Annotated in this window: 23 protein-coding genes, 1 tRNA gene and 1 pseudogene; 21 read left to right on the plus strand and 4 right to left on the minus strand. The window is 63.0% G+C overall.

Going from position 1 to position 24,025, the window contains the following annotated elements; genetic code table 11:
• The first annotated feature begins 86 nt into the window (after window positions 1–86).
• The 4 genes from DEIPE_RS16485 to DEIPE_RS16500 all read left to right on the plus strand — a co-directional run bounded on the left by DEIPE_RS16485 (window position 87) and on the right by DEIPE_RS16500 (window position 4,659).
• On the plus strand, window positions 87–809 hold the full coding sequence (locus DEIPE_RS16485; RefSeq protein WP_015237111.1) for a DeoD-type purine-nucleoside phosphorylase: 723 nt from the start codon (window positions 87–89) through the stop codon (window positions 807–809).
• 132 nt (window positions 810–941) lie between these two features.
• A complete protein-coding gene (locus tag DEIPE_RS16490) occupies window positions 942–1,736 on the plus strand; it encodes an enoyl-CoA hydratase-related protein (RefSeq protein WP_015237112.1) in 795 nt (264 codons plus the stop codon).
• A 151-nt stretch (window positions 1,737–1,887) separates the two neighbouring features.
• Window positions 1,888–2,931, plus strand: coding sequence for a hypothetical protein (locus DEIPE_RS16495; RefSeq protein WP_015237113.1), 1,044 nt, complete (start codon window positions 1,888–1,890; stop codon window positions 2,929–2,931).
• An 84-nt stretch (window positions 2,932–3,015) separates the two neighbouring features.
• The gene (locus DEIPE_RS16500; RefSeq protein WP_015237114.1) at window positions 3,016–4,659 is read left to right on the plus strand and encodes an acyl-CoA mutase large subunit family protein; all 1,644 of its coding nucleotides are present in this window, start codon (window positions 3,016–3,018) and stop codon (window positions 4,657–4,659) included.
• Between the two features lie 102 nt (window positions 4,660–4,761).
• Here the strand turns inward: DEIPE_RS16500 and DEIPE_RS16505 are convergent, their stop codons facing one another.
• The 3 genes from DEIPE_RS16505 to DEIPE_RS16515 are packed head-to-tail and all read right to left on the minus strand — an operon-like array spanning window position 4,762 to window position 8,578.
• Window positions 4,762–5,766 carry an adenylyltransferase/cytidyltransferase family protein gene (locus DEIPE_RS16505; RefSeq protein WP_015237115.1) on the minus strand — a complete coding sequence of 335 codons (1,005 nt, stop codon included), beginning with the start codon at window positions 5,764–5,766 and terminating at the stop codon, window positions 4,762–4,764.
• The gene (locus tag DEIPE_RS16510) at window positions 5,763–7,214 is read right to left on the minus strand and encodes a nicotinate phosphoribosyltransferase (RefSeq protein WP_015237116.1); all 1,452 of its coding nucleotides are present in this window, start codon (window positions 7,212–7,214) and stop codon (window positions 5,763–5,765) included. Before DEIPE_RS16510 ends, DEIPE_RS16505 begins: the two co-directional genes overlap by 4 nt.
• Window positions 7,211–8,578 carry an MFS transporter gene (locus DEIPE_RS16515; protein ID WP_015237117.1) on the minus strand — a complete coding sequence of 456 codons (1,368 nt, stop codon included), beginning with the start codon at window positions 8,576–8,578 and terminating at the stop codon, window positions 7,211–7,213. The genes DEIPE_RS16510 and DEIPE_RS16515 overlap by 4 nt, the downstream gene beginning before the upstream one ends.
• A gap of 132 nt (window positions 8,579–8,710) precedes the next feature.
• Here DEIPE_RS16515 and nadE point away from each other — a divergent pair, with 132 nt between their 5' ends.
• The gene (gene nadE / locus DEIPE_RS16520; protein WP_015237118.1) at window positions 8,711–9,562 is read left to right on the plus strand and encodes an ammonia-dependent NAD(+) synthetase; all 852 of its coding nucleotides are present in this window, start codon (window positions 8,711–8,713) and stop codon (window positions 9,560–9,562) included.
• A gap of 348 nt (window positions 9,563–9,910) precedes the next feature.
• Here nadE and DEIPE_RS16525 read toward each other — a convergent pair whose 3' ends face one another.
• Window positions 9,911–10,420, minus strand: coding sequence for a hypothetical protein (locus DEIPE_RS16525; RefSeq protein ID WP_015237119.1), 510 nt, complete (start codon window positions 10,418–10,420; stop codon window positions 9,911–9,913).
• 259 nt (window positions 10,421–10,679) lie between these two features.
• Between DEIPE_RS16525 and DEIPE_RS25415 the strand changes: the two are divergent.
• The 16 genes and pseudogenes from DEIPE_RS25415 (at window position 10,680) to DEIPE_RS24130 (ending at window position 24,022) form a co-directional block, all read left to right on the plus strand.
• Window positions 10,680–11,096 (plus strand): annotated as a pseudogene (locus tag DEIPE_RS25415) (MgtC/SapB family protein).
• Between the two features lie 75 nt (window positions 11,097–11,171).
• A complete protein-coding gene (locus DEIPE_RS16535) occupies window positions 11,172–11,561 on the plus strand; it encodes a hypothetical protein (protein ID WP_157448906.1) in 390 nt (129 codons plus the stop codon).
• Window positions 11,558–11,896 (plus strand): RNHCP domain-containing protein, encoded by a 339-nt coding sequence (locus DEIPE_RS16540; RefSeq protein ID WP_015237121.1) that lies wholly within the window; start codon window positions 11,558–11,560, stop codon window positions 11,894–11,896. Before DEIPE_RS16535 ends, DEIPE_RS16540 begins: the two co-directional genes overlap by 4 nt.
• A gap of 62 nt (window positions 11,897–11,958) precedes the next feature.
• The gene (locus DEIPE_RS23635; RefSeq protein WP_015237122.1) at window positions 11,959–12,129 is read left to right on the plus strand and encodes a hypothetical protein; all 171 of its coding nucleotides are present in this window, start codon (window positions 11,959–11,961) and stop codon (window positions 12,127–12,129) included.
• Complete coding sequence (locus tag DEIPE_RS16545) at window positions 12,129–13,028, plus strand: MBL fold metallo-hydrolase (RefSeq protein WP_015237123.1); 900 nt, start codon at window positions 12,129–12,131, stop codon at window positions 13,026–13,028. Before DEIPE_RS23635 ends, DEIPE_RS16545 begins: the two co-directional genes overlap by 1 nt.
• Complete coding sequence (gene purN, locus DEIPE_RS16550; RefSeq protein ID WP_015237124.1) at window positions 13,028–13,933, plus strand: phosphoribosylglycinamide formyltransferase; 906 nt, start codon at window positions 13,028–13,030, stop codon at window positions 13,931–13,933. The genes DEIPE_RS16545 and purN overlap by 1 nt, the downstream gene beginning before the upstream one ends.
• Window positions 13,934–13,987: 54 nt before the next feature.
• Window positions 13,988–15,247 (plus strand): phosphoribosylamine--glycine ligase, encoded by a 1,260-nt coding sequence (purD, locus tag DEIPE_RS16555; RefSeq protein ID WP_015237125.1) that lies wholly within the window; start codon window positions 13,988–13,990, stop codon window positions 15,245–15,247.
• Between the two features lie 61 nt (window positions 15,248–15,308).
• A tRNA-Leu gene (locus DEIPE_RS16560) sits at window positions 15,309–15,391 on the plus strand.
• Window positions 15,392–15,538: 147 nt separating this feature from the next.
• Window positions 15,539–15,763, plus strand: a complete 225-nt coding sequence (gene secG, locus DEIPE_RS16565) for a preprotein translocase subunit SecG (RefSeq protein WP_015237126.1) — start codon at window positions 15,539–15,541, stop codon at window positions 15,761–15,763.
• 325 nt (window positions 15,764–16,088) lie between these two features.
• Window positions 16,089–17,837 carry an ABC transporter substrate-binding protein gene (locus DEIPE_RS16570; protein WP_015237128.1) on the plus strand — a complete coding sequence of 583 codons (1,749 nt, stop codon included), beginning with the start codon at window positions 16,089–16,091 and terminating at the stop codon, window positions 17,835–17,837.
• 79 nt (window positions 17,838–17,916) lie between these two features.
• Window positions 17,917–18,897 (plus strand): ABC transporter permease, encoded by a 981-nt coding sequence (locus DEIPE_RS16575; protein ID WP_015237129.1) that lies wholly within the window; start codon window positions 17,917–17,919, stop codon window positions 18,895–18,897.
• Complete coding sequence (locus tag DEIPE_RS16580; protein ID WP_015237130.1) at window positions 18,890–20,032, plus strand: ABC transporter permease; 1,143 nt, start codon at window positions 18,890–18,892, stop codon at window positions 20,030–20,032. Before DEIPE_RS16575 ends, DEIPE_RS16580 begins: the two co-directional genes overlap by 8 nt.
• Window positions 20,033–20,182: 150 nt before the next feature.
• The gene (locus DEIPE_RS16585; RefSeq protein ID WP_015237131.1) at window positions 20,183–21,214 is read left to right on the plus strand and encodes an ABC transporter ATP-binding protein; all 1,032 of its coding nucleotides are present in this window, start codon (window positions 20,183–20,185) and stop codon (window positions 21,212–21,214) included.
• 109 nt (window positions 21,215–21,323) lie between these two features.
• Window positions 21,324–22,316: an ABC transporter ATP-binding protein gene (locus tag DEIPE_RS16590; protein WP_052326812.1), complete on the plus strand. Its 993-nt coding sequence runs from the start codon at window positions 21,324–21,326 to the stop codon at window positions 22,314–22,316.
• Window positions 22,317–22,470: 154 nt separating this feature from the next.
• Window positions 22,471–23,715, plus strand: a complete 1,245-nt coding sequence (locus DEIPE_RS16595; RefSeq protein WP_015237133.1) for a DUF4139 domain-containing protein — start codon at window positions 22,471–22,473, stop codon at window positions 23,713–23,715.
• A 70-nt stretch (window positions 23,716–23,785) separates the two neighbouring features.
• A complete protein-coding gene (locus tag DEIPE_RS24130; protein ID WP_015237134.1) occupies window positions 23,786–24,022 on the plus strand; it encodes a hypothetical protein in 237 nt (78 codons plus the stop codon).
• Window positions 24,023–24,025: the final 3 nt, after the last annotated feature.

A 24,025-nucleotide genomic window follows, 5' to 3' on the forward strand; every position in this document is an offset into this window, starting at 1 on the left:
AACCCGGCGAGCGGCAGGGTGAACTGAAAAAAGGACGCCTGGTCGGAGTGCGCACCGGGCAAGCGCGTCTTCGTATACTGGCCAGCATGAGTCAGATTCACGTGCGCGCCCAACCTCAGGACGTGGCGCCGTTTGTCCTGCTGCCCGGTGATCCGGGTCGGGCCCGCTGGATTGCTGAAACCTACCTGGACGACCCCGCGCTCTACACCGAGCACCGCGGGCTTCTCGGCTTCACCGGCACCTACCAGGGGATTCGGGTAAGCGTGCAGACCACTGGCATGGGCTGCCCGAGCGCCAGCATCGTGGCCGAAGAGCTGGTGCGCCTGGGCGCCACCCACCTGTTGCGTGTCGGTACCTGCGGTGCCGCGACCCCCACACTCAAGGCAGCCGAGCTGGTGATCGCTCAGGCGGCGGTGCCCAACGACGGCACCACCCGCCAGTATCTGGGCGGCGCACCTTATGCACCCACGGCCAGCTACGCGCTGGTAGAGGCCAGCGTCAAGGCCGCGCGCGCGCACGGCCTGAGGCATCATGTCGGGCTGATCATGACCGAGGACGCCTTCTATGCCTCGTCACCCGAGCATGCCCGAAAATGGGCTGGGTACGGCGTGCTCGCCTTCGAGATGGAAGCCAGCGCGCTCTTTCTGGTCGCCGCCATGCGCGGAGTACAGGCCGGGTGCCTTGTCACGGTGAGCAACGACATCGGCGATCCGCAACTGGTGCCCGACGAGGTGCTGGCCCGCGGCGTCGACGAGATGGTGCGCACTGCCCTCGACGCCTTCGTGCTGATCGCGCGGGGTGAACGCTGAGGTCACGCCCGCGCCTGCCTGGTTCGGGCGCTGCCTTGCCGGTCCCCGAGTTCCAGACCCGCTTCCATTGCCCCGTACGCCCTGCAACGTTCAATCTCCCGCCCCTCTTCACCCTGCAATCCAAGGAGCCTGATGACCTTAATTGACGCCGAGTTCGAGAATCTCCAGCTCGATCAGCACGGAGCGCTGGCCGTGCTGACCGTGAACCGCCCCCAGGCCCTCAACGCCCTGAACGCCGACACGCTGTCCGAAATCGCGCAGGCCGTCGAGCTGATCATGGACACCGCCGAGGTGGGTGCCTTGATCGTCACCGGTGGCGGGGACCGGGCCTTCGTGGCCGGGGCGGACATCTCCGAGCTGGCCGACATGGACAGCGTATTCGCTGGCCGTGAGTTGAGCCTGGCGGGGCAGGACGTGATGCAGACCATTGCCACCTTGCCCTTTCCGACCATCGCGGCCATCAACGGCTTTGCGCTGGGAGGCGGCCTGGAACTGGCCTTGGCCTGCGATGTGCGCGTCGCCGCGCCCACGGCGAAGCTCGGCCTGCCCGAAGCCGGTCTGGGCCTGGTGCCCGGCTTTGGCGGGACCCAGCGCCTCCCACGCCTGATCGGAGCAGGACGTGCGCTTGACCTGATGCTCACGGGCCGTCAGGTCGGAGCCGAAGAAGCGCTGTCGATGGGCCTGGTGAATTACGTCGCCGACCAGCCCCTGATGCGCGCCCGCGAGCTGGCCCAGCAGATGCTCAGGAACGCGCCGATGGCGCTGGGGCTGGTCAAGGAGGCGGTGCGCCGGGGTCTCGATACGACCTTTGACCACGCGCTGGAAATCGAAGCCGACATGTTCGGCATGGCCGCCGCCACCAAGGACTTCAAGGAAGGCACACGTGCCTTTCTGGAGAAGCGCCCCGCACGTTTTCAGGGCGAGTGATTCACGCAAGGCTTTACGAAGGTTCAAGACCGCGCGGAGCGTGAATACGCGCATAGTACGGACAGGGTCTCTGGGGCCCTGTCCGTGTTCGTTATCTGACGATTGGCCTTGTTTTTGTCTGCTTTTGTGACCCAATACCAAGGAATAGTGAATGACACCTGAACAAGAAAAACTGGTGGTGACCGTCGCAGGCGGCACCTTGCAGGACGTGGAGCAGGAAAGGGCCGGAACGACGCGAAGCCCGCGGGCCGTCGAGTTCGCTACTCCCCGGGCCAAGCTGATCGATGAGGCCGACCGTGCCATCCGGCGTGACCTGGCGCCCTTTCCGAAGGCCCTGAGCGCCTATGACGCCCTCAGCCGCGATCCCGAGGCGCTCGCCTGCTGGGACATGGCCAACTATCTCACCATGCGCAAGCTGGGCTACAACGACCATGGTCGGGTTCATGCCTGGGTGACGGGCGCGGCCAGCATGGCAATTCTGGATCTGCTGGTGCAGGGTGGCGTGCAGCCCGATCTGGTGGACTCCGGTCTGGGCGACCTCGACGACGCGTATCTTGCGGTCATTCTGGGCACCATGCTGCACGACATCGGCAACCAGGTCCACCGGGTCGCTCACGAGGCGCACGGGGTGGTGCTGGCCCTGCCCATCGTAGACCGCATTCTGCAGCCGATCTATCCGGACGTGTTCAAACGCACCAAGGTGCGGTCTTTCGTGCTGCACTGCATTGACTGTCACGACCTCAACCCGGTGCCACTCACGATCGAAGGTGGCGTGACCGCCGTGGCAGACGGCATCGACATTACCAAAGGCCGGGGGCGCAAAGCGTTTGCGCTGGGCAGCGTGGACATTCATTCGATCAGCGCGCTGGCGGTCGATAACGTGACCATTTCGCGTGGTCAGGGCACGCCGGTGGCCATTGACGTCACGATGAACAATTCCGGCGGAATTTTTCAGGTCGAGGAGATCCTCGCGCCGAAGGTGATCCGCTCGCCGCTGGCCCGGTATGTTTCGTTGCGCGCCCGTATGCGCGACGAGCGCGAGGAACGCATTCTGGACCGGGTGAGGCTTGAGGGTGACCACTTTGTGATGGACCTGCAGAGCGGTGAAGAGGTGAACGTCGAAGTCGACACCACCCAGCGCCAGCTGCTGAAGGAAGTCGAGCGCGAATTGGGCGGCGAGGAAGCGCGCGAGTGAACACCTGGTGTACGTTCTGACCTCATGAAACGCCGCTGCGTGGGTGTGTTACCCTATAACGAACGCTTGTTCGAGAGGTGCTGCATGAAGAAGAACCAGTGGCTGCAGAGTGTCTACGCGCCCGCAACCCAGAAATTTCCCGAGCGCAAGTACAACTACACGAACCTGTCCGACATGGACCCCGATCCCATCTATACCCAGGATGATCTCGAAGGCCTCGATGTCGAGCGCGATCTGGGTTACCCGGGCGAATATCCGTACACCCGCGGCGTGCAGAGCACCATGTACCGCGGCAAGCTCTGGACCATGCGGATGTTCGCAGGTTTTGGCAGCGCCGAGCAGACCAATGAGCGTTTTCACGCGCTGCTGAAAGCCGGTCAGACGGGCCTCTCGACCGCCTTTGACCTGCCGACCCTGATGGGTTACGACAGCGATCATCCGTTCAGCATGGGCGAGGTTGGCAAGTGCGGGGTTGCCGTGGCCTCGCTGGCCGACATGGAGATTCTGTTCGACGGCATCGACCCCGAGCAGGTCACGACTTCCATGACCATCAACAGCCCGGCCAGCGCCATCTGGGCGATGTACATCGCCATGGCTCAGAAAAAAGGCGCCAATCTCGCCAACCTGGGCGGAACCATTCAGAACGACATCCTGAAAGAGTTCATCGCCCAGAAGGAGTACATCTACCCGCCTGCGCCCAGCGTGAAGCTGGTCATCGATACCTTTGAATGGGGACCGAAGAACCTGCCGAAGTGGAATTTCATCTCGGTGTCCGGCTACCACATCCGCGAGGCCGGAGCGACCGGGGTGCAGGAGCTGGCCTTTACCCTCGCCGACGGCTTCCACTACGTTGAGAAGGCCCTTGAGCGCGGTTTGGACATCGACGAGTTCGCACCGCGCATCTCGTTTTTCTGGGACGTACACAACGACTTCTTCGAGGAGATCGCCAAATTCCGTGCTGCCCGCCGCATCTGGGCGCGTCAGATGCGGGAACGCTACGGTGCCAAGAATCCCCGAAGCTGGATGCTGCGCACGCACGCCCAGACCGCCGGGGTGAGTCTGCCAGCCCAGCAGCCGCTCAACAACATCGCGCGCGTGGCCATTCAGGCGCTCGCGGCAGTGCTGGGCGGCACCAACTCGCTGCACACCGACAGCTACGACGAGGCGCTCGCCCTGCCCACCGAGGAGGCGGCCACCATCGCCCTGCGCACCCAGCAGATCATCGCTTACGAAACCGGCGTGGCGGGCGTGGTCGATCCGCTGGCGGGCAGCTATTACGTCGAGAAGCTCACGAACGATATCGAGGCCGCCGCTCTCGGCTACATCGAGCAGATCCGGGCGCTGGGCGGAGTCGAGAAGTGTATCGACCTGGGTTTCTTTGCCAATGAGATTGGCGAGGCCGCCTACCGCTACCAGCGGGAAGTCGACAGCAAGGACCGCATCATCGTGGGCGTGAACGATTTCGTGACCGAACCTGTCCAGGTGCCCATTCAGCTGATCGACCCGGAAGTTGAGCGGGTGCAGGCCGAACGGCTCGCGCGTGTACGCCGCGAACGCGATCCACAGCGCCACGAGGCAGCGCTGAACATGCTGCGCGACGCGGCCGTGAACGGCGCCAACACCATGCCTGCCTTCCTGGAGTGTGCTCACGCGTACGCCACGCTGGGCGAACAGATGGATGTGCTGCGCAAGGTATACGGCGAGTACACCGAGCCTGTCACCGTATAACATCGGGTCTTCAGGGGGAGTTCCAGCAAAACTCCTCCTGGTTTCGTTGTACCAGTGGGCCAGGACGGAGCTGCAGAAGCCCGCAGAAGTCGCCCTACGGGGTCATCCTCCTCGCTTTTCCAGGCGTTCGAGCGTCAGTTCCAGCAGTCGGTAATGATCGGCGTAAAACTGTTCGGGCTGGGCCAGCGCCTCGTCATCGTGAAGCCAGTGTGACGAGGCGCTGGCCGCAAAGCGATGGTGCGGTATGCGCCAGGCATGCACGTATGCCACTTCGCGCCCCAGGAGTGAACGCTCGGGGTGGTCGAAAGTCAGCACGATCTCCGGGGGAGGCAGGGACGTGTCCAGACCGGTCTGCTCACGCAGGTGCCGCGTGGCCGAGTCACGCAGGCTGGCCTGTGGATGCAGCAGGCCGCCGGGCAGCTGCCACAGTGACCGGCCCGGCATCTGGACCCGGCGGTGCAAAAGCACCGCCCTTTCACTTTGCACGAGGGCATGCGCCGAGACGAACGTCGGGGTATGCGGCGCCGAGGTCCAGGCTGCCCTCCAGTGGTGCAGGGCAAGCGCTTCTTCCTGCAGCGCGGCGTACTCTGCTCGCCGGGCAAAGTCCCGTAACCAGCACAGCACGGCCGAAGGGACGGCGTCTTCCAGCGTCACCCAGTCACCCCGCAGCCAGGCGCGTCGCAGCGGCGTAGCGCTGAGGGCGGAGCGCACCTGGGTGGGCCGGAAGGTCCAGTCGGGAAATTCGCGCAGGTAAGCGCTGCTGGCGTCCTTTTCGTGGCCGAAGAGAATCAGGTCGTGTGCGCCGTTCTGCACGTGACTCACGGCTTCACGCACCGCCGAAGCCCAGGCCGGCGTGTCCCAGAAGTCACGCACCCCCATGAAGTGCAGACGTGTGGGCGCAACTCCGGCCTGCTGCAGGGCCGCGGTGATCATGTCCTGACGTTCGGAAACGGTGAACGGGTTCTTGATCGAGCGCGCCGCACGGGCGCTTCCGAGAATCACCACCAGTTGCTCTACCTGCGAAAGCGCTTCGAGCATGACCTGCTGATGCGCGTTGTGCAGAGGCTGAAAACGCCCGATGTACACCCCGAGCCGCACGCCAGTCATGCGCCGGGCGCGTCGGCTTCGAGCTCGGCGATCATGCGGGCCCGCAAGCTTTGCAGACCTTCGCTGAGGGCCACGCGGTACACATGCGGATTGAGCAGGCGGGTCGTTCCCTCAGGCAGCCGGCGAAGCTCGGATGCGGCATAGGCCTGCAGTTCGCTCAGGGGTGAAGCAGGTTCGGTGCGCTTTCCTGCCTCCAGGACCACCCGACGGGCGCTTTCCAGCGTGCAGCGCTCGGGCAGCCGGGTGCGGTTGAGCGGATTTGCCGGGTCGGTGACCAGCTGTCCCTTCTGGGGCCTCTCACCTTCCAGTGACACCACGTCGAGCAGCGCGGTGCCAGCCTCGTCCCGCGCGCGCCATACCCGCTTGCGGCCTGGCACGGTGGATTTGGCACGGTCGGCCGTGAGTTTCATCTTTGGCGTGCTTCCCAGCTGCACGAGCTTGTAGACGCCTCCCAGCGCGCCGCCACCCTCGCCACCGCCGGTGGCCAGCCGGGTCCCTACTCCGTATACGTCGATGCGCCCACCTTCACGAATCACCGAATCGATCACGAATTCGTCCAGGTCATTGGAAGCGACGATCTTGACGTTTTCCAGGCCCGCGCCGTCAAGCATTTCGCGCGCTCTCCGGCTCAGGTAAGCGAGGTCGCCCGAGTCGAGTCGCACACCCCTGAGCGCGTGCCCACGCCCGGCGAGTTCGTGCGCGACCGTGATGGCGTTTGGGAGGCCGCTCTTCAGGGTGTCGAAGGTGTCGATCAGCAGGGTGGAATCGTCGGGAAATGCGTCGGCATACGCCCGAAATGCGGCAATTTCCGAGGGAAAGGCTTCCACCCAGGCGTGAGCGTGGGTTCCCACGACCGGAATGCCAAACCGTTGCCCGGCCTCGACGTTGCTGGTGCCGGTGGCCCCGCCGATAAAGGCCGCACGTGCAGCGAGGAGGGCGCCGTTTGGCCCTTGCGCCCGCCGCGCGCCGAACTCGACGACGCTGCCCCCGTGCGGGCTGCCCGACGCACTCAGAAAAGCGCGCGCCGCTTTGGTGGCGATCAGGGTCTGGAAGTTCAGCAGATTCAAAAGGGCCGTCTCGACCAGCTGCGCTTCGCCAAGAGGGGCGCGCACCGTCAGCAGCGGCTCGTTCGGAAAGACCACCGAACCTTCGGGAAAGGCGATGACCTCGCCCGAGAAGCGCCAACTCTGCAGGTAAGCCAGAAAGGCCTCGTCAAAAAGCTGCAAGTTGCGCAGGTAGGCAAGGTGCTCGTCCTCAAAACGCAACTGGGTCAGGTAGTCAAGAGCGCTCTCCAGACCAGCCCACACCGCGTATGACCCGCCAAACGGGGAGCGGCGGAAATACAGGTCGAAGGTTGCTTCCTGCTCGTGCAGCCCCCAGCGCAAGTAACCTGCCAGCATGGTGAGCTGGTAGAGGTCTGTAAAGAGCGGACTCAGTGGCGTGCTCACGTGCTGCTGGCCTCGGCGGCCGTCTCCGACAGACGCCGCCCACGCGTTTCCTGGCCGATGAACAACACCGCCAGCGCGCCCACCACAAAGAAGGAAGCGTAGATGCTCAGGGCCAGCGGCAGGGCCGAAGTGAGCAGAACGGCGCCGACGGTGGGGGCGAAGATGCTGGCGAGGCGGGCCATGCTGCTCACCCAGCCCATACCGGTGGAGCGGGACTCGGTGGGGTAAAGTTCCGGTGTGAAGGCGTACAGCGCTCCCCACGCGCCCAGCAGCGCCGCTGAGAGCAGGGCGCTCACCACCAGCGACGCCACACCACTGCCGACCAGTGTAAAGAGAAAGCTGGCCAGCGCGCCGACCAGCAGAAAACCCGCCAGGGTGGGCCGGCGCCCCACGCGCTCGACCAGATAGGCCGCCAGTATGTAACCGGGAATCTGGGCGAGCGCCAGGATCAGGGTGTTGCGGTATACCAGCCCCAGATCCAGTCCCTGCAGGCGGAAAAACGTCGGCAGCCAGGTAAAGATGCCGTAATAACCGAGCGACAGGCAGAACCAGGTGACGGACAGCAGCACCGTGCGTCGCACGAGGGCCGGCTTCCAGAGAGCGGAGAGCGGTGTGCCGGCACGGCCCGCCGGAGGAGCCAGCTCTCCGATGTCAACCGCACTGCCGTTGTACGCTGCCACCTGACGCAACACCTCGCGCGCCTCGTCACGCTTTCCCTGAAGGGCCAGGTAGCGCGGTGATTCGGGAATCGTGCGGCGAATCCACAGACCGACCAGTCCTGGCAGCGCGGCGAGGCCGACCACCCAGCGCCAGGCGCCCTCGGGTGGCAGCGAGGTAAAGAGCCACCACGACAGGCCGGCCACCGCAATGGTTCCCAGGGCCCAGAAGCTTTCCAGATACACCAGGAAACGTCCTCGTACCTTGGTCGGGACGTACTCGGCAATCAGGGCGTAGTCGACGGGCAGGGTGCCGCCGATGGCGAAACCGGTCAGGAAGCGAAACAGCAGCACCAGTGCGAAACTCGGGGCCAGCGCGGTGGCGAGTCCGAACAGCACGCCCAGAAAAACGGTCGTGAGCAGCACCCGCCGCCGCCCGATCCGGTCGGCCACGGGCCCCCAGAACAGCGCGCCGAAAAACATGCCGACAAAAGCGGCTGACACGAAGAGGGTGGCGTTGGTTCCGGTGCGTGGAAAGGCGAATTCGGCCACCAGTCCCGGCAGTGCGAAGCCGGCGAGCAGCACTTCCATGGCGTCCGCGGCCCAAGTGAGGCCGCCTACTGCCAGCAGGCGCCACTGAAAACGTCCGAGTCCGATACGGTCGATGGCGGAGTCGATGGTTTCTGATTTTGTGAGGGCATTGGTCACGGTAAACTCCAAGGGTCAAGCCTAACTCATGAAGTCCGTCCGGGGCCCTGAACTGTCCGGCGCGGCCTCAAGCAAACCTTGACGGTCACGCCAGGGTGCCAGCAGCGGGCACCCCTGTGCCACACTTCCCCTATGAACCACGCACCCGACAGCCTCAGAGCGCGCATTTTATCCGAGCTTGCCGCACAGCCGGTCATTGACCCGGCAATGGAGATTCGGCGACGCACGGAGTTTCTTAAACGCTATCTGCTCACCACTCCCGCCCGCGGCTTTGTGTTGGGCGTCAGCGGCGGGCAGGACTCCAGCCTCACCGGGCGGCTTGTGCAGCTCGCCATCGAGGAACTGAACGCGGGTCAGAATGGTGATTCGCGAGGTGACTTCACTTTTATCGCCGTGCGTCTGCCTTACGGCGTACAGGCCGACGAAGACGACGCTCAGCTGGCGCTTTCATTCATTCGCCCCGAGCGCACGGTCACCGTGAACATCAAGCCTGCTGTGGACGCTTCGGCCAGCAGCGTCGAGCGGGCACTCGGGGCGCCGGTCGGCGATTTCGTGAAGGGGAACATCAAGGCCCGCGAGCGGATGCTGGCGCAGTATGCCGTCGCCGGGCAGGAAAACCTGCTGGTGGTGGGCACCGACCACGCGGCCGAAGCCATCACCGGCTTTTTCACGAAGCACGGCGACGGCGCCACCGACCTGATGCCCATTGCGGGCCTCAGCAAGCGGCAGGGGCGCGCCATGCTGGAGTACCTGGGTGCGCCACGCCGCCTCTTTGAGAAAATACCGACCGCCGACCTGGAAGAAGCCCGACCTGGATTGCCCGACGAGGAAGCGCTGGGCCTGTCGTACCGCGAAATCGACGACTATCTGGAAGGCCGGCCCGTCAGCGACGAGGTGGCTGCGCGGCTCGAACGCTACTTCCTGAATAGCCGTCACAAACGCCAACTTCCCGTCATGCCGCTCGATACGTGGTGGCAGGAGTAAGTTGACGACGCTCTGATGGTCGCGTGTTTCGGCGTGAATTCGTTCGGCCGCGCTCCGCGGTTCTCGTCGAGAAAACAGTTGAGGTCGGTGAACGGGGCTTCATAGCGCATGCATCCCGGGGCTCTCGTGAGTAACTCAAGTTCACGCGGAGATTCATCCGTGGCGTCTTCGAACAGGGCGGGACGGCTGACCGCCCAGGGAACCGTGATTTCGGACGGCAGCGTGAAGAAGGGCCGTCATCAGAATAAGGTGGCAAAGCGCGAAGCGCATGGGAGGTGATCCTCCCATGCGCTTCGCGCTTTGCCGCGCTTCAGCACCCTAGCGGCTTTGTTGCCTGAAGCAAGAACTTCACTCTGCGCTGGTCGCCAGCAACTCCTCCAGCTCACGCAGGGCTCGCCGTTCATCGCTGTCCACCTGTACGCCGCCCAGGCCCAGAATACCGCCTTGGGCCGAAGCCTTTGCAGCACCAATGGCGGTCTGCAACAGCAGTTGGCGGTATTCCTGTGCATCCTGGCTGCTGGCACGGCTGTCAACGAGCAGCAGTGCCTGGCGCACACCCGCGAGGGCTGCGCCGCTCACTTCGGCCACGTGGCTCACGGCTTCCTGTGCTGGAGCTGCCGCTTCAGGAGCGTAGTGATAATCGAGGGCGAGGGCGCCGAGCAGGGCACTGTCCGGATTGTTCCGTACGAGATTCACCAGGATGTCGTTGACTGCCCGTGTCTCGGCGCGCAGCCCCAGCGCTCCACTGGGGCTCGCCGACATCACGTACAGGGCCGCGCAATTCGGACCCTTCAGGATATCGCTCCACTCGCTTTCACTGAACTGCTCTTTGATCGATTGTCTCTCCGCAATGTTCATGGTGTTGCCTCCTGAGAAGTCCCAGCACTCCTGGCCGGAGGTTAACCCATCACCTGCAGTGCAGGGATTTACTGCTTCTTGGTGTTCCGCACCCGCTTCACGCCCACCACCCCGCAATTCGCAGCTCCGCCGTGGAGCGGTCATATCTCAGGCCATACGGGTCGATGGTGGGTGTGTTTCGCTTCCATATACCTTATGCTCGGCGGCAGATATGGAGTGGAACGCGCAACTGGGCATCCTGCTGGAAGTGTCGCTCGCCATGCTGCTCGGCGGACTGATCGGCCTGGAGCGTGAATTCGCCCAGCGTCCGGCTGGTTTTCGTACGCACATGCTCATCGCGGGTGCGGCGGCTTTGCTGGTGGGTCTTGGTGAAGCGCTGCTGCGCCAGTTCCTCCCCTTGGCCGCCGATGTGCGCAGTGACCCGATCCGGGTCGTCGAAGCTGTCGTCGCTGCGGTGGGTTTTATCGCTGCCGGGTCGATCCTGCGGACCCGCCGAGGCGATGACGTGTAAGGTCTCACCACGGCGGCGTCACTGCTGATGTCTGCCGCCATCGGCATCAGCGTCGCGGTGCAGCAGTACTTGCTCGCGGTGGGGGTGACAATCCTGTCGCTGCTGGTCCTGCTGGGGCTGCGCGCCGTCGAGGTGTGGGTGGGCAAGCGCGTCCGGCACGAATGAGCAGGTGCGGGGGAGGCTGCCGACTTCAGGATGCGGGTCGCACAGCGTTCACACGCCTTGTGCTCAAATAGCCTCGTGACGATTCCAGGCGCCGTGCTTCGTGGACGAGGGCAGTTGCTCCTGATTCTGGGCATGCTGCTGGTGCTCATCCTGGCACCGATGCTCGCCGAGTGGCTGCGTGGAGATTTGCGGCGTGTGGGCGGGCACCTCCTGACCCTGGGCCTCACCGCCGGGCTGTTCGGACAGGCGTTCCGCGGGACGCGCTGGGCGCGTCACCTCACGGTGGCCCTGGCGTTCATCGGGGGGATGCTGGCCGCCTTGCTGGGTCTGATCGCATCGACGGGCTCCGACTGGGGCTTTGTGGTGTTCTTTGTTGGCCTGGCCTTCATCGGATGTGGTTTTGCGCTCATCGCGCTGCCCGACGTCGAGACGTACCTGGAGGCCCGTCGGGGTGAGCGGCCTTGAGTCGCCGCTTTACGGTGCAGGGCACCAACGAAGGCTTCACCTGCGTTCATTGCGGCGCCGAGGTCGCGCCCCTGCGGAGCGGCAGCGTGCGCAACCACTGTCCGGTGTGCCTGTGGAGCCTGCACGTCGACGAGTTTCCCGGTGACCGCGCCAATCCCTGCCGGGGCCCCCTGCGGCCGGTAGGAGTGGAGCATAGTGCCAAGAAAGGCTGGATCATCGTGCACCGCTGCGAGCGCTGCGGTTTTGTGGGCCGTAACAAAGCTGCCCTGGACGATCCGCAGCAAAGCGACGACTACGCGCTGATCGTCGAGTTGTCGGGCCGCCCCGTGAAGTAGGACCGCCTCGTCGGCACGGATGTCCTGTGACGTGCGTTGCCATGATCCGGTAGACTTCCGCCATGTTGTGGGTTTTTGTCTTGCTCGTGCTGCTGTCGGCTCTGGCCATTTTGTACGCTGCCATCGGGCCCCTGCGCGCCACGGGCAGCGCGCGCACTTTGCGCCTGGTGGCAATGGTGCAGTTCGCGGTGGCGGGGGTGCTGGTCCTGGCGCGTCTGACGGGGTTTGCGTGATGCACACCATCGACCTGCACTTTCAGGGGGTAGCGGGCGTGATCGCCTGTTACGTGCTGGAGAGCACGGAAGGGCTGATCCTGATCGATCCTGGTCCGAGCAGTAGCCTGGGGGCGTTGCGGTCGGGATTGCGTGACCTGGGCTTTACGCTCGGTGAGGTTCGCCACGTGCTGCTGACCCACATTCATCTTGACCACGCGGGGGCGGCCGGGAACATCGCACGCGAAAGTGGCGCCACCGTGTACGTTCACGCGCGCGGCGCCGCTCATCTCGTCCGGCCCGAGCGCCTGTTGGCGAGCGCGACGCAGATTTACGGTGAGCAGATGGACCCGTTGTGGGGGGGTATGCCTGCCGTGCCCGAGGCACGATTGGTCACCGTCGACGGCGGCGAGACACTCACCCTCGGCGGGGTAAGGCTCGAAGTGCTGTATACACCCGGTCACGCGGTGCACCACGTTGCCTGGCACGTTGGCGACGAACTGTTCTGTGGGGACGTGGCGGGCGTGCGGCTGTCGAACTCGCAGTCTCCCCGCGCACCCACGCCGCCTCCGGACATCGATCTCGAGCTGTGGCGTGAAAGCCTGGAGCGGCTGATGGCCCTGAACGCGCGGGTCGTGCACCTGACGCACTTTGGCAGTTATAGCGATGTGCAGGAGCACTGGCGACAGCTGCTCGCCAATATGGAGCGTGACGCGCAGGTGGTGCGCGACAGTCTGGCACGTGCCGAGACTTCGGATGATTTGACCCGCACATTCGTCGACCGGCTCGAAGCCCAGCTGTCAGAAGAAGGACCGGATCTGGCCGAGCGTATGCGCTTTGCCAGCCCCGCGTGGATGAGCGTACAGGGCCTCACGCGCTACTGGGGTAAGCACGACGCCCGCCCGTCCGAGGATCGGTGATGACGCTCGCCCCATCGGCGAGACTGGCGGTGCTGGCTTCCGGAAGGGGCTCCAACCTCGCGGCCCTGCTGGAAGCCTTTCCCGGACAGGTCGCAGTGGTGATTTCCAACAAGCGTGACGCTCCAGCCCTGGAGCGCGCACGTGCAGCCGGTATCGAAGCGCTGCACGTGCCCTGGCCTCCGGGCGGCGCACGGGATTTCGAAGCGGCGGTGGAAACGCTGCTCAGCTCGCGTCAGGTTACGCTGGTGCTGCTCGCAGGCTTCATGCGCCTGCTGTCACCCGGCTTCACGCGCGCCTGGCACGGCCGCATTCTCAACATCCATCCGTCATTGCTGCCCGCTTTTCCCGGCCTGCATGCGCATGCCCAGGCACTGAACGCCGGAGCCGCATTCACCGGCTGCAGCGTGCATTTTGTCGACGCCGGTTGCGACACCGGCGAGGTGATTTTGCAAAAGCGAGTGCCTGTACAGGCGGGTGACACCGAGGAAACGCTGTCGCGGCGCCTGTTGCCCGCCGAGCACGAAGCCTATCCGCAGGCCGTGCGGCTGGTGCTGCGTGGCCTGGCGTTTCCCCGCCCGCAGCCTGGTGAGATCGAGGCCGAGTTCGGCGTGAACGTTGCGGCGGACGCACAAGGCGTGCGGGCCGCACGCCTGCTGCGCGACTGGGGCAGGGAAGACGCTGTCGCGGACGCACTTGAAGGTCATCTCACCCCTCTGACGTCTTTGGCGCGCTCCACTGACGAGCTTCGCCTCGCCTGGACAACCCTCGATTCGCTCAGTGAGCGGCGTGCACGCTGGGAAAAGCGTGGCGAACTGCTGGTGCAGGCAGAGACGCTGGGGCTCGGAGCCCATTGCGCCCGGGCGCTGGCGGTCACGGCAGACGAGTGGGACACGACGACGTACTGAGCTGTGAGGCGTCCAGGCGATCAGCCAAAGATGCGAGGCGCCAAAGGAGTATCGATGAAGGTGTTACTGATCGGAAGTGGAGGGCGTGAGCACGCCCTGGCAGAAGCATTGTCGCGCTCGCCAAGTCTTTCGGCGCTGCTGGCGACGCCCGGCAATCCCGGCATCGCCCAGTTTGCACGGATCGTCGAGGCTGTGCAGTCGCCTTCAGCGCTGGCCGATCTTGCACAACGCGAGCAGGTCGATCTGACTGTCGTTGGTCCTGAAGTTCCTTTGGTGGCCGGCGTGGTCGACGAGTTTGAGGCTCGTGGCCTGCGAATCTTCGGACCGACCCGCAAAGCGGCGCGGATCGAGGGCGACAAAGCGTGGTCAAAAGCCTTTATGTCACGCCACGGCATTCCCACCGCACGCCATGAAAGTCTGACCGACCTGACGGCGGCGCGGGACGCAGCCGAGCGCTTTCCACTTCCACTGGTGGTCAAGGATGCCGGATTGCGTGCCGGGAAGGGCGTAACAATCTGCCATGCCCGTGACGAGGTCGAGACGGCGCTGCTTGACATTTTCAGCCAGCCCGACGCCTGTGCAGTGCTGGAAGAATTCATGGTCGGGCAGGAGGTCACGGTTCTCGCCTTTACGGACGGCACCCGCGCCGTGGCCATGCCGACAGCGCAGGACCACAAGACCATCTTCGAGAACGATACCGGTCCCATGACGGGGGGCATGGGTGTGATTTGTCCGTTTCCCCTCACGCACGAGCAGCATGCCCGCATTGAGCGCGAGATTCTTGGCCCCACCCTTGCCGGACTGCGCCGTGAAGGAGCGCCGTTCGTGGGCGTCTTGTATGCCGGTCTGATGCTGACGGCGGAGGGGCCCAAGGTCGTGGAATTCAACTGCCGCTTTGGTGACCCGGAAGCCGAGGCGGTGCTGCCGTTGCTTCGCAGCGACCTTCTGAAGATCATCGAGGCCTGCCTCAATGGACGCCTCACGCCGGAGCTGGTGCAGTTCGACGACGGCGCCAGCGCTGTCGTCGTGATGGCAGCGCCCGGTTACCCTGGGGAAGCGCACAAGGGTGCTGTCGTGGAGTTGCCCGCCCTGCAGGCGTCCGAACGGATTTTTCATGCGGGCACGGCGCTTCAGAATGGGCAACTCGTCGCTGCTGGCGGGCGGGTGCTGGCAGTACAGGCCCGGGGAGACGATTTGGATGAGGCCGTGGAGCGCGCGTACGCTGTGGTCGAACGTGTCCGGTTTCCAGGAGCGCAGCTGAGGCGTGATATCGGATTTCGCGTCGGCGTCGCTGTACGCGCAAAAACGCGTTGACGTGCCTCCGCCGAGCTGATAGCATCTCCACGTCCCATTTGGCCTGTTGAGCGGGATGCGGGCCGGGGTGGCGGAATTGGTAGACGCACTCGACTCAAAATCGAGCGGGAAACCGTAAGGGTTCGAGTCCCTTCCTCGGCACCAAGCGCAATACGTATCGGGTGGGGGCCGTTTGGCCCCCACCTTGCTGTACCGGCATCCAAAATTTGGGCCACAAACGCTGCAGTTTCGTGCAAAGTTATGCAGCCATATCGATCAGGCGCCGTGCGCGCAATCTGAAAGGAAGTCACGATGATCTCGATTCTGTTGGAAGTGCTGCTGGCCCTGGTCTGTGTCGTGCTGGTATTCTTTGTGTTGCTGCAGGTTCCCAAGCAGGCGGGCCTGTCGGCCAGCATGGGGGGTGGCGGTAACCTGTTCGGCGGTCAGGGCGTTGAGGGGGGACTGGTGCGCCTGACTGCGGTGGCGGGCGGCCTGTTCATGGTGATCTGCCTGCTGTTGGCGATCATTCCGCGCTGATCAATTTTGTATTCACAGACGCTGCTTCCCAGGCCTGGGAAGCAGCGTCTGCTCTGCTTGTGCGCTTTGAGGTTGAGGCGGCCGAACGTGTATACCAGGAAAGTCTCCTTGGCTTTCGAGCCATGGAGAAGCTCCGCCCGCGATGGCCAAAACAACGTGTGGAACACCATTGTTTCGATTCAGCGTGAGAGGCTGGGCTATTGACGGCTCATGTGGTTCACCCTATAGTAGCATCGCTGGAAACCTATACATCACCCTGGTGAATTCAATGCCGAGAGGCATGTCATCGGTGTATCGATCAGAAGTAACCAGCCCAGGAGGACCTATGAAGAAAGCCTTGTTTGTTGCCGTGGCGATGTCGCTGACGTCCGCTCTTGCGGCGCCATTCGTGTGGCCCGCCAAGTGGTCGGCTGACGCTCCCAGTGCAGCCAAAAAAGGTGGCGAGCTGCGTCTCTCCGCCATCTCCGACTTCAAGTCGATGAACCCCTTCACTTCTTCGGAAGCCGACAGCATTCCGCTGCGTATGGGTTCGGGTGCGACGCTGTTCCTGCAAGATCCAACCAGCGATGAGTTCATTCCTCACATGGCCGAAGCGGCGCCCACTGTCAGCAACAACGGCAAGCGCTTCGTAGTCAAGCTGCGCGAAGGAATGAAGTTCAGCGACGGTCAGGAAATCACCGCCGATGACTTCGTCACGACCATGAAGATCCATATGGACAAAGACGTGGGCAGCAACTCGTATGCCTCGTTCTTCCTGTCGGACAAGCCCATCCAGGTGCGTAAGCTTGACACCTACCGCCTGCAGTTCGATTTCCCTCAGGTCAGCTCCTCCGCGCTGAGCCGCATGTCCTACCAGGTCTGGCCCGACCACGTCTTCGGCAAGGCCCATACCTCGGGTGGCGCAGCTGCCATCAAGAACCTCTGGACGCTCAACACGCCCGCCAACCAGATCGTGTCGGCCGGCATGTGGGTCGTTGAAAACTACCGTGCTGGTGAGCGTACCGTCTTCCGCAAGAACCCCAACTGGGGCGAGTGGAACAAGGACAGCGCCGGCAACGCGCTGCCCTACCTCGACCGGATGTCGGTGCGAATCGTCGCGGACCAGAACGCCAACATTGCTTCCTTTGTGGCGGGCGAACTGGACACCGTGCCCGTGGCCACCGCCGACCAGCTGGCGCAGATCAAGCGTGCCATCGACGGCGGCAACCTGCGTGCAAGCCTGATCGCCAACGTGAGCCCGCAGGCCAGCAGCACCTGGATCACCTTCAACTGGAACCAGGGCGACAACGCGGACAAGCAGAAGCTCTTCCGTGACGTGCGCTTCCGGCGCGCCATGAGCCACATCGCCAACCGCCAGGCGATGGTTGACCTGGTGTACGGTGGCCTGGGCTCCCCGAGCTACTACAGCCTGTACCCCATCTTCGAGAAGGCCTGGGCCCCTACGAACACTCCCCGCTACCAGTACAACCTCGCGGAAGCCACCAAACTCCTTGGACAACTGGGTTACACCAAGAAGGACAGCGAAGGCTGGCTGGTGAACGCTCAGGGCCGCCGCCTGGAATTCAGCCTCGCCACCAACGCCGGCAACAACCAGCGTGAAGGCCTGATGCGCGTCTTTGCCGACGAAGCCAAGAAAGTTGGCGTCAAGGTCAACGCGCAGGCGATCGACTTCAACGTCCTCGTAAACCAGCTGACCAGCACCGGTGACAAGCGCCCCTTCGACGCGATTCTGCTCGGTCTCTCGGGTGGCGCCAACATCTGGCCTTACGGCAGCAACGTGGTTCCCTGCACTGGTAACCTGCACTCGTACAACCGCTCGGGCAAGTGCCTCACCGCGCAAGAGCAACTGATGTCCAAGCTGTACTTCCAGGGTGACCAGGAACTCGACGTCGCCAAGCGCAAGCAGATCAGCGCGCAGCTCGTCAAGGTCGAATCCGAACTGCAGCCGGTGGTCTACCTCGCCGCCCCGAACTTTCACGTCGCGTACAACAGCCGCCTTGGCGGCCAGTACCCGCGTGAAATGATGGACGCCTACTACGGCCACCGCGTTCAGGCCCTGACGTACATCAAGTAAGGCGCTGAGTTCTCAACCGGTTTGTTTCTTCTTGGGGTAGCCCTTTTTGTGGGCTACCCTCATCCTCTGGAGGTACGTCTTGCTGCCCTTCATGCTTCGGCGGCTCGTCAACTCAATACCGACGGTCATCGGTGCCACGCTGCTGATTTTCTTCATCATCTCACTGGCCCCTGGTGACTTTTTGACCATTCAGCTGCTCGACCCCAACATCTCTCAACAGCAGATCGACAATTTGCGGCGTATTTACGGCCTCGATAAGCCGCTGATCGTGCAGTACTTCTACTGGATGAAAGAACTGCTGCAGGGTAATCTGGGCGACTCTTTCGCGTACAAACAGCCGGTGGCCCAGGTCATCGCGCCACGGGTCATGAACTCGCTGTACCTGGTGTTGCTCAGCCAGATCATCTTCTACCTGCTGGCCATTCCCCTTGGGGTCTACGGGGCTGTTCGTCAATACAGCCTGGGCGACAAGGTTTCCAGCACCATGATGTATATCCTGCTGGGTTTTCCCACCTTCTTCCTGGCGATCCTGGTGATCTTCGTGATTCTGCAGGTGCGCTTTGCGACCGGTTGGGACATTCCAGTGGGTGGCATGACATCGAACAATTACAACGAGCTCACGCCATTCGGGAAGTTCCTGGATGTCCTCAAGCATGTGGCGATACCGGCAATCGTGCTGGCACTCAGTACCATGGCAGGGTTCACGCGGGTTCTGCGTGGGCAGATGCTGGAGTACATGAATTCGGATTTCGTGCGTACTGCGCGGTCCAAGGGGCTTAACGAATTCAAGGTGATTTACAAGCACACGCTGCGCAACGCGATCATTCCGTTCATCGCCGGTATCGGTTCTCTTCTGCCGGCCTTGATTGGGGGAGCGGGCCTGATCGAGGTAGTGTTCAGTTATCCTGGCATTACTCCGATGTTGCTCGACGCACTCGCTTCCCGAGACTTGTACGTTCTGGCAGGATTCAACCTGGTCAGCATCATCCTGCTGATTTTCGGTAATCTGCTGAGCGATATTCTGTTGAGCCTGGTCGACCCGAGGATCCGTTATGCCTGACGCTGTGGTTTCCACCCCGCAAACTCCGTCGGTGAACAAGAGTACGTCCCAATCGCAATGGCAGATCGCCTGGAAACAGTTTCGCAAGCACCGCCTCGCACAGATTGGCGGCGGGCTGCTGATCATGCTGTACCTGATCGCCATTTTCGCGCCCTTTCTTGCTCCGGACCCGCTGTCGAAGTACAGCACGGACAACATCACGAAGTTCCACCCCCCGACCCCGCCTCAGTTCCGTGATCCGGAAACCGGACGTTTCACCCGGCCGTTTGTGTATGGCTACAGCCGACAACTCAACCTGGAGACGTTCCAGAATGAGTACATGCCCGACACCAGCCAGCGTTATCCGATTTACTTCTTCGTGCAGGGTGAAGAATACCGGATGTTCGGTCTGTTCCCCAGCCGCCTGCACCTGTACGGTGTACAGGAGCCGGGGCGGTTCTACATCATGGGGGCAGATACCTTCGGTCGAGATCTTTTCAGCCGGAGCCTTTACGCGGCGCAGATTTCGCTGACCATCGGTGTGGGGGCTGTTCTGGTTTCAACCATCATCGGGATTATCATGGGCGCGATCGCCGCGTATTTCGGTGGTCTGATTGATAACCTGATCATGCGTCTGGTCGAGGTGATCGCCGCAATTCCAGGTCTGTTTCTGCTGATTTCCCTCCGGGCGATCTTCCCGGCGGACATGAACCCGATTCTGGCGCTCTACGTCATTCTGGGGATCCTGGCATTCATCAGCTGGGGCGGTTTGGCGCGTGAGGTGCGCAGCCAGCTGCTTTCGGTGCGGCAGCTTGATTATGTGGCAGCAGCGACTTCTCTCGGCGCGGATGACAAACGCATCATTTTCAGGCACATGCTGCCCTCGATCACGACGTTCCTGATCGTGTCGACCAGTCTCGCCATACCAGGTACCATCCTGGCCGAGTCGGGTCTCAGCTTTCTGGGCATTGGGGCTGTCGAGCCGTACGCGAGTTGGGGCAGTCTGCTCAATCAGGCGCGCGAAGGCGGCTTGTCGTCGATTACGGACCGTCCGTGGGTTCTGATTCCAGGCTTTTTCATCGTGTTCACGGTGGCGTGTTACCAATTGCTTGGCGACGGGTTGCGTGACGCGCTCGATCCAAGGAAACGTCAATAGATCCGTTCACCGCTTTGGACGCAAACGTCAGGTTTCGCGGGGATACTTCCCCGCGAAACCTTGCGGGTACGCCCTGACGGCACGTCCAGACATACAAAAACTTGGTATGATTCTTGCAGTGCAGTTTCAGAAAGCATTAAAGGAGTGGCAATGACTACAGTCGCAACGGATACGTTGCTGGCGGTGAATGGCCTGAAAACCTACTTCTACACCGACGACGGTGTGGTGAAGTCGGTGGACGGCGTAACTTTTCACCTCAACAAAGGCGAGACACTGGCCGTGGTAGGCGAATCCGGCTCGGGCAAGTCGGTCACGAGTCTCTCGATCATGCGGCTTATCGCCTCGCCTCCCGGAAAGATCGTGGAAGGCGAAGTGCTCTTCACCGGCAAGGACGGTCGCACCAAGGACATCACCAAACTGCCGGAAGCCGAGATGCGCCGCATTCGTGGCAACGACATCTCGATGATCTTCCAGGAGCCGATGACCAGCCTCAACCCGGTGTACACCGTCGGGGACCAGATCGCCGAAGCAATCATGCTGCACCAGGGCAAAAGCAAAAAGGAGGCCATGGACATGGCCGCCGGCATGCTGGAACTCGTCGGTATTCCCGCCCCCAAAAAGCGCGTGCACGAGTATCCGCACCAGATGTCGGGCGGCATGCGTCAGCGTGTGATGATCGCCATGGCCTTGTCGTGCAATCCGGCGCTTTTGATTGCCGACGAGCCCACCACGGCCCTCGACGTGACCATTCAGGCGCAGATTCTCGACTTGATGCGCAAACTGCAGGAAGAAATTGGTATGAGCATCCTGTTCATCACCCACAACCTTGGGGTGGTCGCCGAAATGGCCGACCGCGTTGTGGTGATGTACGGCGGGCGGGTGGTCGAGGAGGGCGACGTGATCGAAATTTTCAAGTCGCCCAAGCACCCGTACACCATGGGGTTGCTGAACTCCATTCCGCGCGTCGATCATGCCGCCGAGTACGAAGGGCACGCGTCGAGTAAGAAAGAGCGCCTGGAAGCCATTCCCGGCAATGTGCCCAACCCGCTGAGCCTGCCGCCCGGCTGCGCCTTTGAGCCACGCTGCAAGTTCGCCGTCGAGGACTGCCGCAAAGCCGTGCCCGCGCTCGAAGACACTGGCCAGGGCCACATGTCACGCTGCATCCGCTGGAGGGAACTGTGACCGGCCGAACGCTCGCGAGCGACCGCTCGCGTGTCCTGACTCATCCTCATCGTCTCTGGAGGGGACTGTGACCACTGCTGAAAAGGCTGCCGCCAAGAATCAGGTGCGCATGGACGCACTGCCCCCGATGGGCCAGCCCCTGCTGGACGTGCGCAACCTGAAAAAGTACTTCCCGATTCGTGGAGGTCTGCTGTCACGCGTGGTTGCAAATGTACAGGCCGTGCAAGACGTCTCTTTCATGGTCAAGCGCGGCGAGGTGGTCGGACTGGTCGGCGAGTCCGGCTCGGGCAAGACCACCGTGGGACGTTCGCTGCTGCGCCTGATCGAGCCCTCCGGCGGGGAAGTGGTCTTCAACGGCGTGGATGTCACCAAGCTCAGCAAAGCCGAGATGCGTGATTACCGCCGCGAAATGCAGATCATTTTCCAGGACCCCTTTGCGAGCCTCAACCCGCGTATGACGGTCGCCGACATCATCGGCGAGGCGCTGCAGATTCATAATCTGCACCCGGGCAAGGAGCGCGTCGAGCGCATCGGCGAATTGCTGCGCAAGGTCGGTCTGGTCCCCGAAAGCATGCGGCGCTACCCACACGAGTTCTCGGGTGGTCAACGTCAGCGTATCGGTATCGCGCGCGCCCTGGCAGTGGACCCCAGCTTCATCGTGGCTGACGAACCGGTGTCGGCGCTCGACGTGTCGATTCAGGCGCAGGTCGTGAACCTCATTCAGGATCTGCAAGAAGAGCTGGGCCTGACAGTGCTCTTTATCGCCCACGATCTGGCCGTGGTGGAGTACATCTGCGACCGCGTGATCGTGATGTACCTGGGCCGCATCATGGAAGTGGCGCCCAGCAAAGAGCTCTACCTGAACCCCAAGCATCCGTACACCGAGGCGCTGTTGTCTGCAGCTCCCGTGCCTGATCCCACCGTGAAGCGCAAGCGCATCATTCTGGAAGGCGACATTCCCAGCCCGATCAATCCACCCTCAGGCTGCGTGTTCCGCACCCGCTGCCGCTACGCCATCCCCGAGTGTGCCAATGTTGTGCCCGAGCTGCGCGAAGTGGCCCCCGGTCACTTCAAGGCCTGTATCCGCGACGACGTTCTCTGAATTTTCTGGAGGCTGTACTCAGCTGTCCGGTGACAAGGCCCGCATCACTGCGGGCCTTGTTGTATTTTTATGCCCCTCGGTCCTTGGGGCCGCGCCGGGGAAAGGCGGAGGCCGTCCTCATGAGGAATCAGCTTTTAGGGTGAAGACTGAATCCATGAAACGATTCTGGCTCGGAGTGTTGTTGCTGGGCTCGGCTTCGGCTGCCGAAGTGCGGATCTACTCCACCTTCGCCGAGGTGCGCGAGCGCGTTCAGGTCAGCGCACCTGAGTTTCGGGTGACGCTGTCCCAGAACGTCTGGAACCAGGTGTTGCCCGGAAGTCTCGATCTGGAGGGCGTAAATGTGCTGGCGCACTTACAGCGCCAGCAGTTCTCCTGGCTTTCGTCGCAGGAAGGCAAGCACGTCACCCTGATGGAAGATGGCCGCGCGGAGCGCGTGACGCTCATTCGGGCCAGTGACCTGCTGATCCGCGACGCCGCGGGCCGTTACCGCAATGTCCGTTTCGAGCAGCTCGCGTTTGATGCCTTGCCGCCTCAGAATGCCCTTGCTCCCACCCCGAGCGTCACCTTCCGCGTGACCGCGGGCGGAAGCGCCACCCTGAGTTACCTGACGCGCGCCCTCAGTTGGAAGCCCCGCTACACCCTCAAGGTGAGCGGTACGACCGCCTCGCTGACAGCCCTGGCCGAGATCCGCAATTCGAGTGACGAAGCTGTGGAAGTCAGCACCGGCGAACTGCTCGCCGGGGAGGTCAACGTGAGCGAGCCGCCCGTGCAGCCATTTGCTCGGGGTGGTGTGATGGAAGCGGGCCCCGCAGACGCAGTGGCCGCGCCCAAGGTCACACCCGCAGGTGAAAGCCGGGGCCTGTACCGCTACACCCTGGCGCAGGGTTTTTCGCTGCTGCCTGACAGCACGCTGTCCGTGCCCTTTCTGACGCCCAAGGTGAGTTTCGAGCGTTACGCCGGGCTGACCAGCGGGTTTTCGGTGAGCGCGGCAAGCGGCAAGCTCAACCGCAACTACCGTCTGCGCTCTGACGTGCTGCTGCCAGCCGGGATGATGACCGTGCGGGATGAGGGCCGCATTGTCGGTCAGGTGCGTCTGAACGACACCTCGATCGGTGAGGCGGCTGAACTCGACCTGGGCGCCGACCCTGATGTGAGCTTCACGCGCAGCGTGCAGGTGCTCACGCAGGACAAGAATGGCGCGTCCTACCGTGTGACGCTGACGGTGCAGAACGACAAGGACCGCGCACTGCGCGCGGAATTGCGCGAGCTCATTGACGGGAACGTCGCCGTCAGCGGTCAGGTCGAGCGGGTGTTGCAGGGACTGCTCGTGCGGGTCGACGTGCCGGCGCGAGGTAAGGTCACCCGGATCTACAGCGTCACTGTGAAGTACGCCAACTGAGTGATCGGGACGCGTGAGGCCCCCAGCCGTGCCCCCAAACGCTCGTTAGAGAGTGTGCCATCATAAGCGGGTGACCGAACAGCAACCGGACGCGCGCGTCCTGAAATCGACGGGCCCAACAGGGCCGCAGGCCAGCGGGCGAGGAGTCCGTGGGGCTGCGGTGCCCGACTTCGACTGGCGGGATTTTCTGGCGATGGTCGTCGCGGCCTTTCAAGTCCTGTGGGCCCCGATTGCCCTGTTTACCGGCGGCTTTTTCCTGTTTTACGTCCTGGCCTGGGCCTGGCTGCGGATTTTCGCCGGAGGGTGACCA

Source organism: Deinococcus peraridilitoris DSM 19664 (assembly GCF_000317835.1).
GTDB lineage: Bacteria > Deinococcota > Deinococci > Deinococcales > Deinococcaceae > Deinococcus_A > Deinococcus_A peraridilitoris.

Excerpts from the sequence above, each read along its gene's own strand:
- DEIPE_RS16485 (WP_015237111.1), top strand. The coding sequence starts at position 87 with ATGAGTCAGATTCACGTGCGCGCCCAACCTCAGGACGTGGCGCCGTTT.
- DEIPE_RS16490 (WP_015237112.1), top strand. The coding sequence starts at position 942 with ATGACCTTAATTGACGCCGAGTTCGAGAATCTCCAGCTCGATCAGCAC.
- DEIPE_RS16495 (WP_015237113.1), top strand. The coding sequence starts at position 1,888 with ATGACACCTGAACAAGAAAAACTGGTGGTGACCGTCGCAGGCGGCACC.
- DEIPE_RS16500 (WP_015237114.1), top strand. The coding sequence starts at position 3,016 with ATGAAGAAGAACCAGTGGCTGCAGAGTGTCTACGCGCCCGCAACCCAG.
- DEIPE_RS16505 (WP_015237115.1), bottom strand. The coding sequence starts at position 5,766 with ATGACTGGCGTGCGGCTCGGGGTGTACATCGGGCGTTTTCAGCCTCTG.
- nadE (WP_015237118.1), top strand. The coding sequence starts at position 8,711 with ATGAACCACGCACCCGACAGCCTCAGAGCGCGCATTTTATCCGAGCTT.
- DEIPE_RS16525 (WP_015237119.1), bottom strand. The coding sequence starts at position 10,420 with ATGAACATTGCGGAGAGACAATCGATCAAAGAGCAGTTCAGTGAAAGC.
- DEIPE_RS23635 (WP_015237122.1), top strand. The coding sequence starts at position 11,959 with ATGTTGTGGGTTTTTGTCTTGCTCGTGCTGCTGTCGGCTCTGGCCATT.
- DEIPE_RS16545 (WP_015237123.1), top strand. The coding sequence starts at position 12,129 with ATGCACACCATCGACCTGCACTTTCAGGGGGTAGCGGGCGTGATCGCC.
- purN (WP_015237124.1), top strand. The coding sequence starts at position 13,028 with ATGACGCTCGCCCCATCGGCGAGACTGGCGGTGCTGGCTTCCGGAAGG.
- purD (WP_015237125.1), top strand. The coding sequence starts at position 13,988 with ATGAAGGTGTTACTGATCGGAAGTGGAGGGCGTGAGCACGCCCTGGCA.
- secG (WP_015237126.1), top strand. The coding sequence starts at position 15,539 with ATGATCTCGATTCTGTTGGAAGTGCTGCTGGCCCTGGTCTGTGTCGTG.
- DEIPE_RS16570 (WP_015237128.1), top strand. The coding sequence starts at position 16,089 with ATGAAGAAAGCCTTGTTTGTTGCCGTGGCGATGTCGCTGACGTCCGCT.
- DEIPE_RS16580 (WP_015237130.1), top strand. The coding sequence starts at position 18,890 with ATGCCTGACGCTGTGGTTTCCACCCCGCAAACTCCGTCGGTGAACAAG.
- DEIPE_RS16585 (WP_015237131.1), top strand. The coding sequence starts at position 20,183 with ATGACTACAGTCGCAACGGATACGTTGCTGGCGGTGAATGGCCTGAAA.
- DEIPE_RS16590 (WP_052326812.1), top strand. The coding sequence starts at position 21,324 with ATGGACGCACTGCCCCCGATGGGCCAGCCCCTGCTGGACGTGCGCAAC.
- DEIPE_RS16595 (WP_015237133.1), top strand. The coding sequence starts at position 22,471 with ATGAAACGATTCTGGCTCGGAGTGTTGTTGCTGGGCTCGGCTTCGGCT.